Annotated in this window: 8 protein-coding genes; 7 read left to right on the plus strand and 1 reads right to left on the minus strand. The window is 41.0% G+C overall.

All coding sequences use genetic code 11. The features are described 5' to 3' along the window. Nucleotides 1-109: 109 nt before the first annotated feature. The 7 genes from DYH63_RS14655 (at nt 110) to DYH63_RS14685 (ending at nt 12,963) form a co-directional block, all read left to right on the plus strand. Nucleotides 110-3,151 (plus strand): glycoside hydrolase family 2 TIM barrel-domain containing protein, encoded by a 3,042-nt coding sequence (locus DYH63_RS14655; protein WP_240409018.1) that lies wholly within the window; start codon nt 110-112, stop codon nt 3,149-3,151. A gap of 290 nt (nt 3,152-3,441) precedes the next feature. Beyond that, nucleotides 3,442-3,813 (plus strand): hypothetical protein, encoded by a 372-nt coding sequence (locus DYH63_RS14660; protein WP_162927045.1) that lies wholly within the window; start codon nt 3,442-3,444, stop codon nt 3,811-3,813. Between the two features lie 187 nt (nt 3,814-4,000). Further along, a complete protein-coding gene (bglX, locus tag DYH63_RS14665) occupies nt 4,001-6,268 on the plus strand; it encodes a beta-glucosidase BglX (protein WP_116789506.1) in 2,268 nt (755 codons plus the stop codon). A 21-nt stretch (nt 6,269-6,289) separates the two neighbouring features. Further along, a complete protein-coding gene (locus tag DYH63_RS14670; RefSeq protein WP_116789507.1) occupies nt 6,290-8,737 on the plus strand; it encodes a glycoside hydrolase family 2 TIM barrel-domain containing protein in 2,448 nt (815 codons plus the stop codon). Between the two features lie 82 nt (nt 8,738-8,819). After that, nucleotides 8,820-11,333 carry a glycoside hydrolase family 3 N-terminal domain-containing protein gene (locus tag DYH63_RS14675; RefSeq protein WP_116789508.1) on the plus strand — a complete coding sequence of 838 codons (2,514 nt, stop codon included), beginning with the start codon at nt 8,820-8,822 and terminating at the stop codon, nt 11,331-11,333. A 237-nt stretch (nt 11,334-11,570) separates the two neighbouring features. Next, a complete protein-coding gene (locus DYH63_RS14680) occupies nt 11,571-12,377 on the plus strand; it encodes an SDR family oxidoreductase (RefSeq protein ID WP_116789509.1) in 807 nt (268 codons plus the stop codon). 55 nt (nt 12,378-12,432) lie between these two features. Next, nucleotides 12,433-12,963: a hypothetical protein gene (locus DYH63_RS14685; protein ID WP_116789510.1), complete on the plus strand. Its 531-nt coding sequence runs from the start codon at nt 12,433-12,435 to the stop codon at nt 12,961-12,963. Here DYH63_RS14685 and DYH63_RS14690 read toward each other — a convergent pair. Further along, complete coding sequence (locus DYH63_RS14690) at nt 12,950-14,656, minus strand: KAP family P-loop NTPase fold protein (RefSeq protein ID WP_162927046.1); 1,707 nt, start codon at nt 14,654-14,656, stop codon at nt 12,950-12,952. The two genes, DYH63_RS14685 and DYH63_RS14690, sit on opposite strands and share 14 nt — an antisense overlap. Nucleotides 14,657-14,795: the final 139 nt, after the last annotated feature.

The following is a 14,795-nucleotide window of genomic DNA, read 5'->3' on the forward strand; positions in this document are numbered from 1 at the left end:
TCAATTCACGTATCAACTATTTTATTTGTAAATGAGAAATTATACTCCGTTAATGAAAGTTATGTTTTGTTCGTTGCTATTGGGTACTTTGCAACTTAGTGCCCAAACCATGTCCAACGAATGGGAAAACCCTCAGGTTTTTGAAAGAAATAAAGAGACCGCACGTACTGGTTTTATAATTAAGGAAAGTAACGGTACTGACTCGAATCTTATAAATCAAATTAGTCTTAATGGAGATTGGAAATTTAGCCTGGTTAAAACTCCGGCAAAGCGCCCTGCTGATTTTTATACGAAATTATTTGACGATTCTAAATGGGCCACTATACCTGTGCCTTCAAATTGGGAGCTGCACGGTTATGACGTCCCGATATATACAAACTATAAATACCCATTTCCTGCAAACCCTCCATTTGTAGATAATGGCTACAATCCGGTTGGCAGCTACAGGACAAAATTTAAGGTCCCTGCCAATTGGAGTGAAAAGGAAATCATACTCCATTTTGGATCAATTAGTGGATACGCTACTATATTTATCAATGGTAAAGAAGCCGGGATGACCAAGGCCTCAAAAACCGTTGCGGAATTTAATATCACACCATTTTTAAAAGATGGAGAAAATCTGCTGGCGGTACAGGTATTCCGCTGGCATGATGGAAGTTATTTGGAGGATCAGGATTTTTGGCGTTTAAGCGGTATTGAACGTGATGTCCAACTGATTGCATTACCGCATCATAGTATTTGGGATTACGAGGTGATTGCTGGTCTTACAGACAGTTATCAAAACGGAAAACTTACCGCAAAAGTAAATTTTAAAGACTTTAAAAAAAACACTATGCGTTTAAGTAAAGTAGATTTTGAGCTTACTGATCCGCAGGGCAAACTTGTTAAAACAATATCGCAAGAATTGAAAGCCGGAGAAACTGAAATGAATTTTAGTCTATCGCTAAAAGATGTTCAGAAATGGAGTGCGGAAAACCCTCAACTTTATACGTATAAAATTAAATGGGAAACGCGTAAAGGAGTTTTCGCGTCGATTAGTGGGCGCACGGGATTCAGAAGTGTTGAGATTAAAAACGCGCAACTATTGGTTAATGGCAATGCTATCATTGTGCACGGTGTTAATGTGCATGAACATGATCCAGTCCATGGGCATGTACCCAATAGGGAATTAATGCTAAAAGATGTTGCATTAATGAAGCAACACAATATTAATACAATCCGCATGAGCCACTATCCGCACGACCCTTATTTATACGAGTTGTGTGACCAATACGGTTTATATGTAATCGATGAAGCAAATCTTGAAACGCATGGCATGGGTGCGGAATTGCAAGTCAGCTTTGATAAAAGCAAACATCCGGCATACCTCCCAGAATGGTTTGCGTCCCAGACAGACCGCATTAAAAGAATGGTAGAGAGTAATAAAAACCATCCCTCAGTAATTGTCTGGTCAATGGGGAATGAATGCGGTAACGGACCCGTGTTCTATGATAATTATAAATGGCTGCACCAAAGGGATCCGGGAAGGGTTGTGATGTTTGAACAGGCCGGGGAAAAGGAAAATACTGATATTGTCGCGCCAATGTACCCCACAATCAAAAGGATGATAAAGTATGCCAATGCAACCGTTGACAGGCCTTACATAATGTGTGAATTTGCACACTCGATGGGAAACAGCACAGGTAATTTCAAGGAATACTTTGACATTGTAGACTCAAGCCCACATATGCAGGGAGGATGTATATGGGACTGGGCTGACCAAGGCATCAAAGCAAAGGATGAAAATGGGCGTGATTATTGGGCATATGGTGGGGACTTAGGTGGAGCCGACCTTCAAAATGACCTTAATGGCTGTGCCGATGGATTAGTTAGCGCCGACAGGATTCCTGAACCGGCCCTTGAGGAAGTTAAAAAAGTGTATCAGGATATCAGGTTTGAATTGCAGGACGGTAAGGTACTAACAACAAAAAACCGTTATTTTGACACCTCCCTAGAAGCATTTAATTTTAAATGGGAGCTGATAAAAGATGGTGAAAAAATTCAACAGGGAAATTTTAAAGGTACAGCAGCTCCCAGGAATATTCAAAGTAACATACTCCCCTTTGAAGATTTGGATAACATCGGGGAATACTTTGTAAATATTTATGCTACCACAGCAAATGCTACAGATATGGTACCACTGAACCATGTGGTAGCAAAAGAGCAATTTTTTATCAAAGGAAACTATTTTAAAACTCAAAACATTTCAAAGTCAGTTGAGGGACGCTTTAGGTATAAGCAGGATAAGAGTTCCTTAACTTTTGAAACGGACGAAATAACTGGAGAATTTAACCTTCAAAGCGGGATTCTCCAAAGTTATAAGTATAAAAACGATAAGGTACAACCAATAACAAGTTTTCCAATCCCTTATTTCTGGAGGGCACCCACCGATAATGATTTAGGAAGTTACTCAGACAAACATTTGGGAGTCTGGAAATTTGCACATAAAGACCCCAAGGTTGTTAGTGTTTCCGTAGATCAGCAGAACAATGACGGTTTATCAATTACTGTTAACTATTTATTATCAGATTCTGCCGTACCCTACCGACTTACATATCTCTTAAAGACTGATGGAGGAATTAAAATAACCGCACATATAAATACAAAAGGTATGAACCTTCCTGAACTTCCCCGATTTGGCATGCGAATGGAATTATCCGGAGACTATAGCAATCTATCGTATTATGGGCGTGGTCCTTTTGAAAACTATTCCGACAGAAATACTGCTGCCTTTATTGGTGCATATAATGATACAGTGGCCAATCAGTTCAACTGGAATTATGTGCGTCCACAGGAGTGCGGTTATAAGACGGATGCCAGGTATATTTCCCTAATGGATAAATCAGGAAATGGCCTAAAAATTATCGGTGCACAGCCTATTAGCTTTAGTGCCCTTAATGTTTCAACCGAAAATTTGGATGTGAACAAAGATGGCAGGTTAAAACACATCAGTGATATCCATCCAGAAAATAAGGTCTTTTTACATATCGACTCCGCACAGCGCGGCCTCGGAGGTGACAATAGTTGGGGTGCACAGCCCCACGCAGAATATAGACTTGATAGTGAAGAATATACATACTCCTATATAATAAATTTATTGCCAAAAAAATAGTACGTGCAGTACGATATATAATTGTAAAGTAAATACGGCATACATCATGAATATTGAACACTCTATCGTTTTAGTGAAATATTTAAATTTTTTACAATGTATAATTACATTTAATCAAATTCAAGGCTAAATATTCATATTTAATTGAAATTATTGTAAAAATGTATAGATATTTTGACAATCTAAACTAAAATTTTTGAAATTAATAAAAACAATGTATCTTTACGTTATATTAACGAATAGCTTTTATGCGATTTTATTTTAACTATTAATAACTAAGATTTAGTACTATGAAAAGATTTTCATTATTTATTGGCTGCATTTTTATGTTTATGCTTTCACTAAGCGCTTCGGCACAGTCGAAGAATTTTTTTACCGGTAAATGGAATGTTTTGGTTGAAGGAACTCCTCAGGGTGATGCAAAGATGATTCTTGTCTTCGAAGATAAAGACGGGAAACCAAGCGGGTACATACTCGACCCCGCCACCAAAAAAGAAGTCAGCAAGCTTAATAAGGTTGAACTAAAAGGGGATACGGTTTCAGTATATTTTACATCGCAGGGTTACGAAGTCTACTTATTCCTGGAAAAGGAAAATGAGCACAAGGCAAGTGGCAGCATGATGGATATGTTTGATGCGACAGCTGACAGGATAAAAGAATAAAAATAAACGGGCCGCTCTTGCAGCCCGTTTTTTATAACGTTGTATTGACATAGCCATAGCATAAAACGCATATAATTCGTGCTATCATCATTATTTATATTCATCGCTGAGTGCGTTTTTTCATAGTCAACTCTTTTTATCGATCCATATTGCTGTTTAATATAAACCACTATTTCTAAAGATTTTTATGAAATATAAACTACTACGTTTAACATGTGTCGTAGCGTTGCTATTTTCCATTCATATGCAGGGGCAGCTAAAGAAAGATGCTCAGAAACAAATGGATACATATGTATCCTCGTTATTGAAAAATATGACCCTTGAAGAAAAACTTGGGCAACTAAACTTAGTTACACCTATCGCCAGGACCGGGCCTTTTGCTACTAAGAATGCATCTGATAAAATGAAGGACGGATCCGCAGGCAATATTTTTGGTCTGCATGGGAGTCCTTCCAGCATCCACATGCGGCTCGCCCTCAGTGAAAATTCTAGATTGAAAATCCCGCTATTATCAGGTTTGGATATTGTTCATGGATTTAAAACAGTATTTCCTATACCATTAGGATTATCATGTTCCTGGGATCCTGCACTCATCGAGAAAACAGCAAGAATTGCTGCGGTGGAAGCCTCTGCATTAGGATACAACTGGACATTTTCGCCCATGGTTGACATTACCAGGGACCCACGCTGGGGAAGGGTTATGGAAGGCTCAGGTGAGGATCCTTACCTTGGTTCGCTAATTGCCAGGGCTATGGTGAAAGGCTACCAGGGCAGTGACTTAAACGATGATACTTCACTTATTGCGTGTGTAAAACATTTCGCACTTTACGGCGCGCCGGAAGCAGGCCGGGACTATAATACAGCGGACATGAGCAGGCTAACAATGTATCAATATTACCTGCCCCCTTACAAGGCAGCGGTTGATGCCGGCGCAGGAAGCATCATGGTGTCGTTCAACGATATTGAAGGCATCCCTGCAACCTCCAATAAGTGGCTGCTAACCGACCTATTGCGAAAGGAATGGGGCTTTAAGGGTTTTGTTGTAAGTGATTTTAACGGCATTCAGGAGCTAATGAATCACGGGGTAGCGGCAGACCTTAAAGAAGCAGCAGAATTATCCCTTACAGCTGGTGTAGATATGGATATGGTCAGTGAGGCGCTAATAGCCTCGCTAAAGCAATCTGTAAAGGATGGCCATGTGAGCATGGATCAAATTAATGCCGCATGTAGAAGGGTTTTGGAGGCTAAATATAAGCTAGGCCTCTTCACTAATCCTTACAGGAATTACGACCCCGCAAAAGCCGATCTTGTATCGCTTACAGAAGAGAACCGAAAAGTCGCAAAAGATGCAACCTTAAGGTCTATCGTACTTCTCAAAAATGATAAGGCTACCCTCCCCCTGAAAAAAAACGCGAAAATCGCACTGATAGGCCCATTCGCAAATAACCAGAACGAAATGTTTAGTTCCTGGACTTTAAAAGGTGATGTTCCAAGTGTCGTTACAATTTATGAAGGACTTAAAAAACAAAATCCGGATATTACCTATGTACAGGGTACACAGGTCAGCGGTGACCCTGGGTTAAAACTAAAAGGAGAACCATTTGATGCTGCCCTGCAAGAAGAATTAGTTGCAGCAGCAATGAATGTAGCCAAACAAGCTGATGTGATCGTGGTTGTTCTGGGAGAATCAAGTGCCATGTCAGGAGAGGCACGCAGCCGGACCGATCTCTCGTTGCCGAATTGCCAGAGTGAACTCTTAAAGCGCTTAAAAAGTATTGGGAAACCCGTTGTCCTGCTGCTTGTAAACGGAAGGCCCATGACATTAGCAGATGATTTACCGTATGCAGATGCGGTACTGGATATTTGGCGCCCAGGTACAGAAGCAGGCAGTGCAGTTGCAGATATTTTATTCGGGGCGTACAACCCCACAGGGAAATTGACCATGACCTTTCCACGCAGCGTAGGCCAGATCCCCATTTATTACAATACTAAAAACACCGGAAGGCCATACACCGAAGGGACTGAAGGCTTTTTTTCAAGCTATATCGACCAGTCCAACACCCCCCTCTATCCTTTTGGATACGGCTTAAGTTATACTAAATTTATTTACGGTGCCATTACACTCAACGCTTCAGTGCTCAAAGGAAATAATGCTAACCTCACAGCTAGTATTACTATCACCAACAGCGGCAGTTATGCAGGTGAGGAAACGGTGCAGTTGTACATAGCTGATCCGGTGGCCTCAGTATCAAGGGCAGTAAAGGAATTGAAAGGTTTCCAGAAAGTGTTTTTGCAGCCCGGAGAAAGTAAGAAAGTTAACTTCACGATCACTACGGAAGAATTGAAATTTTTCAATAGCGATTTAAATTGGGATTGGGAAAGTGGAACTTTCCTAGTCTATATAGGGGGCAATTCGCAGTCGTGTGAAAAAGCAGAATTTGTCTGGAAGAAATAGTTCAAAATAATATCCTAAACGATGATTAAAAAATTACTGTTCATTTTTGCCGCAATCAGCCTCCAGTGTGGCTATGCGCAACAGAAAGCATCTAAAACACTAATACGCGAATATACTTTTGATAAAGACTGGCTATTTTTCAAAGGAACAGTTAGTGATGCTCAAACAATATCGTATCAGGACAAAAGTTGGAAAAAGGTTGAGTTACCCCATGACTGGACGATAGAAGACCTTCCCGAACAGAAAAATGACTCTGTCGTTGGTCCATTTAAACGGACTACAAACTCTCTCACAACGGGTTACACAATTGGTGGGACAGGTTGGTACAGAAAACATTTTAAAACCTCTGAACTAGATAAGGGTAAAATTGTCAGCATCTATTTTGACGGTGTTTATAATAATTCTGATATATATATCAATGGTCAACACTTGGGCAGGCACCCTCACGGATACACCGCTTTTTATTACGATATCACGCCCTATTTAAATCCACAAGGTCAGGATAATGTCTTGGCTGTATGTGTCAGGAACGAAGGCAGTAATTCCCGTTGGTATAGTGGCTCAGGATTATACAGGCATGTCTCGCTAATCAGAACGGATTATGTGCATGTAGCTCCGTGGGGAATCGCTATAACAACGCCAAGGGTAAGTAACAATAGTAGCGATATTGCTATGACAACTGTAGTAAATAATTATGGGGGTGCTCCGGCAGATATTACAATTCATTGTACTATACTCGATACGGGAGGGAACAAAGTTTCAGAAAAAGTTAAAAGCCTCGCGATTACAGGAAATGGAACCGGAAATACCAGCTTCGTCTGCACCGTTGACAGGCCTGAATTATGGTCAGTTGACAGGCCATATCTCTACAAAGCAGTTACAGAACTAAGGGTTGGAAAAAAGGTTATCGACAAAGTAGAAACACCTTTTGGTATCCGCAGTATTTCTGCTAATGCCAAAACCGGTTTTCTGCTTAATGGCAAGAAAGTTATTTTAAAAGGAGGATGTATTCATCATGATAATGGTCCTTTAGGTGCCGCTGCGATAGACAGGGCTGAGGAGCGGAAAATAGAACTGCTGAAACAAAATGGCTATAATGCGGTGCGTATGAGCCATAACCCCCCTTCAAAAATCATTCTTGATGCCTGCGACCGCTTGGGCATGCTTGTAATTAACGAAGCATTTGATCAGTGGGAAATACCAAAATCGAAAGATGATTACCATTTGAATTTTAAGGAATGGTGGAAAAGCGATTTGAGATCCATGATTTACAGGGACAGAAACCATCCCAGTATCATAATGTGGAGCATAGGCAATGAGATTACCGAGCGTGTGGATACTTTAGGTCTTAGAATTACAAAAGAACTTGCACAAGAAACTAGGCGGCTTGATCCCACACGCTTTGTAACGGAAGCACTTTGCGAATATTGGGAGCCGGCAAATAAAGGAAAAGATTGGAGCCTTACGGCTCCGGCCTTCGAACTGCTGGACATTGCTGGGTACAATTACCTATGGCAGAAATATGAAGCTGACCATAAGAAATTTCCAGAACGCATAATTGTTGGTGCAGAAACACTGCCAAGTGCCGCTCTGGCTAACTATACTATGGCCGAAAAGTTTCCATACGTAATAGGTGACTTTGTCTGGACTGCTTTTGAATACATTGGTGAAGCCTCTGTAGGCAATACCATCTACGACTCAAAAAAAAGAAAAAGGCCCGTATTAGGATGGCCATTTTATACCTCCGGATGTGGCGACCTCGATATCACAGGACAAAAAAAGCCACAATCGTACTACCGCGATGTCGTATGGCGAAACAAGCCCATCGCGATTCAGGTGCACAGACCAATCCCTGAAGGTAAGGTTGAAAACATAAGCCGATGGGGATGGCCTGACGAAATACCAAGCTGGAGCTGGGCCGGGCACGAAGGCAACCCCTTCGAGGTAAGGGTCTTTTCCAGGGCCCCGCTTGTAAAACTACTGCTCAACGGGGAGGTAGTTGGGGAACATATCATGCGCGAACAGGATAGTATCACTGCCACATTTACTGTTCCATACAAAGCAGGTGTGCTAAAGGCCGTAAATGTAGAAAATGGCCGTGAGACCGCTGAAATTATACTAAAGAGTACAGGCGCGCCTCATCACCTGCGCCTGAATGCTGACCGCAGTAAAATATATGCCAATCGTAATGACCTTTCATACGTAACTTTGGAAATTCTGGATCATGAGGGCAATGTAATCCCTGAAGCTGCGGTAGATGTCGAATTCTCTATTGAAGGTGGTGGTGAAATTGTCGCAGTCGCAAATGGGAACCCCAGGGGTGTAAGGAGTTTTAAATCCTTTAAATGCACAACATTTCAGGGTAAGTGCCTTGCAATTATAAGGCCTTTTGAAAAAAAGGGAAAGATAATATTGCATGCAAGCGGTAAAGATATTAAAGAATCAAAAATATCTATTACAGTCAATTAAATTTATTCAGGAACAAACATATCACCATAAGCCTACCACAGGAATTTTGGCATGGGCTTCGAACTTCTAATTCAATTATGCTATGACAAAAATGTCTTCTTTAAAAAGCAGGGGCCTATTTGCTGTCGGTTTTCTAGCTATACTATATAGCCTAAATGCACAGCACGTATTTTTTAAAAATATATGGCCGGGCAAGATAGATTGTAACGCCGGGCAGGGAGATGCGCCCTTGCAGAATACGGTGTTGCAAGTGCAGGTTAATGACACTACAGAGCGTTTTATAATATCCGATAAAATTAAGTTTCGGGATTTTAATAAAAATGGTAAGTTGGATGCCTACGAAGATTTTAGAAAACCTGTTTCAAAAAGAGCAAAAGATCTTCTCTCCAAAATGACACTTGAGGAAAAGATTGCGCAGCTTCAATGTACATTTAATAAAAAAACCAAGATCTTCCCAAATAACACTTTTGACCAGGATCAGGCTAAATTACGCTATGCGAATGGGCTGGGCGGAATTCTAAGAGCCAGTGATGGGGGATCTATCGATACACCCGATAAAGATCCGAAACCCAAAGAACTGGCAATGCTAACCAACCAAACGCAACGTTTTTTTATTAATCAGACGCGTTTAGGGATTCCCGTTGTTTTTGTCGAGGAAGGCCTCCATGGCATGATGATGAGAAATGGCACACTATTCCCGTCCTCGTTAGGGATGTCGAGCTCATGGGATGAGGATCTGACAAGCGAGGTATTTGCAACTATTGCAGCGGAAGCAAGGGCTGTTGGGGCTCACACAGTGTTAGGCCCGGTTATCGACCTGGGCCTCGATCCACGTTGGGGGCGTACTGAGGAGACCATGGGAGAAGACCCCTACCTCACGGCGCGCATGGGAGTCGTAAAAGTAAAAGCACTACAGGGTAACGCGGCCTTACCGGACAGTAGCCATGTAGCATCAGTATTAAAGCACTTTGGTGCCCATGGAGATGGAGAGGGTGGTGGAAATACCAGTCCTATAATAATATCAGAGCGGCAGCTTAGGGAAGTGAATTTCAAACCCTTTGCCGCTGCCATAAAAGAGGGCCATGCAATGGGGATTATGCCAAATTATAACGAAATTAATGGGATACCTGCACATGCAGACCCTTGGCTACTCACTGTAGTTCTCCGCAAAGAGATGGGGTTCAAAGGGCTGGTGATCTCAGATTATAATGCAACCCAGGAAATTTTCGACATGCACCATATAGCCGCCGATACCTTAGAAGCAGCAGTTAAGGCAATACGTGCCGGTGTGGATATGGAACTAACGGATAATGTAACCTACAGGCAGTTGCCAAAAGCAATCAAGCAGGGGAAAATCGCTATTGCTGAAGTGGATAAGGCTGTCCAGCAGGTCCTGGAGCTTAAATTTTCTTTAGGAATCTTTGAACACCCCTACATTGACTTTAGCACTTCCGATATAGTAGGGAGTGATAAACACCGTGAAACTGCCCTTAAAGCAGCCAGGGAATCCATGGTGCTTTTAAAAAATGAAAATAATGTGCTGCCCTTCAACCGTAAAAAATATAAAAAGATTGCCATCATCGGTCCAAATGCAGATCAGTGTATATTAGGTGGATACTCAAAAGCACCGGTAGTACAGGTTACCCCATTACAAGCGATAAAGGAAAAATATGGTAATGATGTAGAGATTGTCTACGCGCTAGGATGCAGGCTGGGTGTTCAAAAATCCAAATCGATATATGCCGCGGTAAAACTTCCTACAAACGAAGAAAATGCGAAATTGACTGCTGAAGCAGTTGAAGTAGCCAAAGGGGCTGATGCCATAGTGCTAATGCTTGGAGGTAACGATAAAATATCGCGCGAGGCAGTAGCAACCGGCATTGGAGGGGACCTTACCAATTTAGACCTTCTTGGAGGCCAAAATAATCTGATCAACGCGTTAAAAGCATTAAATAAACCCACAGCGGCTTTTGTATTTAGCGGCCCCCCTATTGCATTTGAAAATCTCGATGAGTCCGTCCCGGCGATCGTACAGTGCTGGTACCTGGGCCAGGAAACGGGCTATGCGGTGGCAGAAACGCTTTTTGGCGATAATAATCCCTCAGGCAAATTGACCATTACAATACCCCGCTCAGCAGGCCATCTGCCCGTATATTATTACCAAAAACCCTCTTCAAGGGTCAGGGGATATAATCTTTCAAATCCAAAACCGCTGTATCCATTTGGACATGGACTGAGCTATACTACATTTGAATACACCAAGCCGAAACTATCGGCAAATTCAATAAAACGAGGGGAAAATGTAACCGTTTCCTTTGATGTCAAGAATACAGGAGACCGTAATGGTGATGAAATAGTGCAACTTTACATCAGGGACGAGGTAAGTTCTGTGACCAGGCCCCTTAAGGAACTTAAAGACTATACCAGAATTAGCTTATCTCCCGGTGAAATCAAGACCGTTACTTTTACAATTAGTCCTGATAAATTGTCCTTTTTTACTTCTGATTTTAAGGAAATAGTAGAGCCGGGAGATTTTACGATTATGGCGGGCCAATCCTCAGAAAAGCATCAGACAGTGCGGCTTACCGTCAAATAAATCCTCAATATCTGGAATAGTATTTGTAAAGTAAAAGAATCGCTATTGCCAATTTATAGTTACGCTCCTGTGTCGCTCCGCTGCAAAACGGCTGTCTTTCCTATTATGAAGTTCTTCAGTCGCTTTGAAACAGATATATTTTTTTTCATGTTTCAATATGGATACAACCTTATCCGTTACGGATACATTTTATCTCATTGTCAATCCGAAATTTGTACCATAATTAATACGACAAAAATGAAAAAGACAATTTTTATTACCGGAGCATCTTCCGGACTTGGCAAAGCCACCGCAAAGCTGTTTCATGATAAAGGATGGCATGTAATTGCGACCATGCGCAACCCAAATCAGGAAACAGAACTTAATAGCTTGGAAGATATAACGCTGCTGCCGCTGGACGTCACTAATCCTGAACAGATTACAGAAACCGTAAACAAGACTGTAAAAGAGCATAACGTTGATGTTGTGTTTAACAATGCGGGGTATGGATTAATGGGTTCACTTGAAGCATTAACGGATGAACAGGTGCTAAGGCAAATCAACACCAACCTATTAGGGGTAATACGGGTAACCAAGGCATTTATTCCGTATTTTAGGGAAAAGAAAAGCGGCCTGTTTATAAGTACAACCTCCATGGGTGGCTTCCTGACTTTTCCATTGCACAGCCTGTATCATGCAGCTAAATTTGGTATTGAGGGCTGGTCTGAAGGTATGTCATTTGAATTAGGGCTGCACAACATTCGCATTAAGACCATAGCTCCGGGCGGGATAGCAACTGATTTTTTAGGGCGTTCGCTCGATACAGCTTCGCATTCCGGATACAAAGATTTGGAAGACAAACTCTTTACCATTGTGAATGCAATGATGGACGCTGCCGCAAAACCCGAAGATATAGCAACAGTGATTTATGAAGCTGCTACCGATGGTAAAGACCAGATACGCTATATAGCAGGCCAGGATGCTAATGCTATGTATAAAAGGCGCCTTGAGATAGGCAATGAAGCCTTTAGGAAAGAGATAAGGGAGCAGATTTTAGGGAATTAAAATATTTTTCAGGGAAGCATAGTGTTGCTACCCGGCTATAAAGCATAACAGACGTATGGTTACCATTAATTCTGTAACGGAATTTCACCGTTTGGTGGGTTTGCCCGACCCGCTGCACCCGCTTATAAGTGTTTTTAACGTATCTGAAATACAGGTTGAAGACACGAGGATATGGAAACAGTTTAACCTGAACTTTTATTGTATATCGCTTAAAAAAGGGGTTGACAGTAAAGTGCGTTATGGTGGGCAGTACTATGATTATGACAAAGGTGTTATGACCTTTATTGCGCCAAAACAAGTACAGTCGGTAGCTATCCCTCATGCCGAAATATTGGGCAATATCGCCGGAAATGGCTACACATTGGTCATCCATCCGGATTTGTTATTCACCTATCCGATTGCCGAGAACATAAAGCACTATGGTTTTTTTTCTTATGAAGTTAATGAGGCCTTGCATCTTTCGGAAAAAGAAGAGCGCTACATAGCTGATATATTTGAAAAAATAAGGGAAGAGTACACCCACATAGACCGCACCACACAGGATATTATTATAGCGCAAATAGAGCTCCTGCTTAACTATAATTAGCTTCGTATACTATGGATAGCGTGCCCTTTTGCTCGTCGAATAAAAGATTATTTATCAGGGCTCGCACATCATTGAGCTCCGATTCAGTATAGGACCTCCCTGATTTTAAAAAAAATTCTAAAAGAGAACCTGTAAAGATATCATAATGGTTCTTGTTTTTACTTTTCTCATTGCTATCTGCCCGTTTTAAAATATATTTTGGGGTTTTACCCTGCGCTCTATTTAAATCTTCAAGTGTCAGGAGGTCTTCCTTGTAGCTAAATAAAAAGCTATAAGCTGTGTAATACTTAAATTTCAATAGTTTAAGGATAAAATAATCTTGGAATAGGACCTCGTTTACAACTGCATTGTAATCAGGAATAAAACTGTTCATAAACCGCTCAACATCGCGGATATTCCGAAGTGAGGCAGTTACGTTTCTGAGAGTTCCCAACTTGGCGAGCAATTTATACCGTTCAATGAAAAAAGCGCTTATTTCTCTTTCACTACTGGGAAATGCCCCGGTTAGTATCTTAATGACATGACCGTGTATCTGTTCAGTAGTGGCAGGCAATATTTCAACTTCGATTTGGAATATTTTATCCGAAAATGTGTTTGCCTTTGGAATGCCATACCGTTCCAATGATTCAACAAGATAGTCTCTGTCATAAGCAACAACATACGTAAATGAGTCAAATCCGGCAGTATTGCGTATAAGTTTAAGAGTCTCAAAGATTTCATTGGGCTGGAGCCGATCAAAATCATCTATAAAGATATATACCCGCCTGTTTAGTTTTTTAAGTAAATTATTAAGCAGGTTAAACCGTTCAATAAGACTTAAATCCAAGATCAAATCACTACCCTTGAGTAGCGCATCAGCAAAATTGTTCTTATGAAGACCTACTACATTATGCGCATATTCCCTTACTGTTCTGGCGATGTTAAGGCTGTATCCCTCAAGCGACTTTTCAAGGGTCTTGAAAAAATCTTCTACAATGGAATCTATCGATATGTTTAACCAGGGGTTGAAATCGATTATTATATTTCTATCATTACCCTCCACAATCGATTCCTTAACCATATAAAAAAAAGAGGTTTTACCACTTCCCCATTCGCCTACGACACCCACGGCTAACGATTCAGAAGCTTTGTAGTTTCTAATCTCCACAGACAGTCTCTGCGCGCGTGATGCCCTGCCTAAAACATCTTCGCTTTTGCTCTTGATTGGGTTAACTGCTGAAAAAGATCCAGCGGAGCCCGCTAAAGGCACTGATGCTTTGCTCTTAAAAAAAGAAAAAAGCTTCAGTAAAATTGGATGGGCAAGCAAAAATAAAAATACATCGGTATACTTTAAAGAATCGATGCTATAAAACGGTCTGAAAAGGTTGGTAAGGGTACAGAAACGGAAATAAACGTAGAAAAACAAACCAATGGTACACATGACAACATGGCTTCCCTTCACATAATAGCCTTTCCTAAATTTAGTGATTAAAGAAACAATCACATAAATGGCAATTCCAAAAAAAAGTCCATCAGCAAATACCGAGCTTGTAAATTTACTTAATATCGGATTAGCAATATAATCAAGATATATCCTCGTGAGTGCATCAATAAACAATAGAGCAGCTAAGGAAAATAATAGGGGATATTTCAGCTCACTAAGTAAACGAAACAGGCGGGACTTAACCGATGTAAGTAAATTATAGTATCTCATAAAGCACAGTTCTATTGTAAGAATTGCTGATAACGTTAAGGCAATATCCTGATCCTGAGAGAGCGCCTGCAATTCAAAAGAATAACAAAGATATTAAAATTGCAATGCCCGCTGGAACTCAGTTATCGGGTGCAATATC

Source organism: Flavobacterium psychrotrophum, from assembly GCF_003403075.1.
Classification (GTDB): Bacteria; Bacteroidota; Bacteroidia; order Flavobacteriales; family Flavobacteriaceae; genus Flavobacterium; species Flavobacterium psychrotrophum.

What these genes read in the sequence shown, in the direction of transcription:
- DYH63_RS14685 (WP_116789510.1), top strand. Translation starts at nt 12,433, where the DNA reads ATGGTTACCATTAATTCTGTAACGGAATTTCACCGTTTGGTGGGTTTG.
- DYH63_RS14670 (WP_116789507.1), top strand. Translation starts at nt 6,290, where the DNA reads ATGATTAAAAAATTACTGTTCATTTTTGCCGCAATCAGCCTCCAGTGT.
- DYH63_RS14690 (WP_162927046.1), bottom strand. Translation starts at nt 14,656, where the DNA reads ATGAGATACTATAATTTACTTACATCGGTTAAGTCCCGCCTGTTTCGT.
- bglX (WP_116789506.1), top strand. Translation starts at nt 4,001, where the DNA reads ATGAAATATAAACTACTACGTTTAACATGTGTCGTAGCGTTGCTATTT.
- DYH63_RS14680 (WP_116789509.1), top strand. Translation starts at nt 11,571, where the DNA reads ATGAAAAAGACAATTTTTATTACCGGAGCATCTTCCGGACTTGGCAAA.
- DYH63_RS14675 (WP_116789508.1), top strand. Translation starts at nt 8,820, where the DNA reads ATGACAAAAATGTCTTCTTTAAAAAGCAGGGGCCTATTTGCTGTCGGT.
- DYH63_RS14660 (WP_162927045.1), top strand. Translation starts at nt 3,442, where the DNA reads ATGAAAAGATTTTCATTATTTATTGGCTGCATTTTTATGTTTATGCTT.
- DYH63_RS14655 (WP_240409018.1), top strand. Translation starts at nt 110, where the DNA reads ATGTCCAACGAATGGGAAAACCCTCAGGTTTTTGAAAGAAATAAAGAG.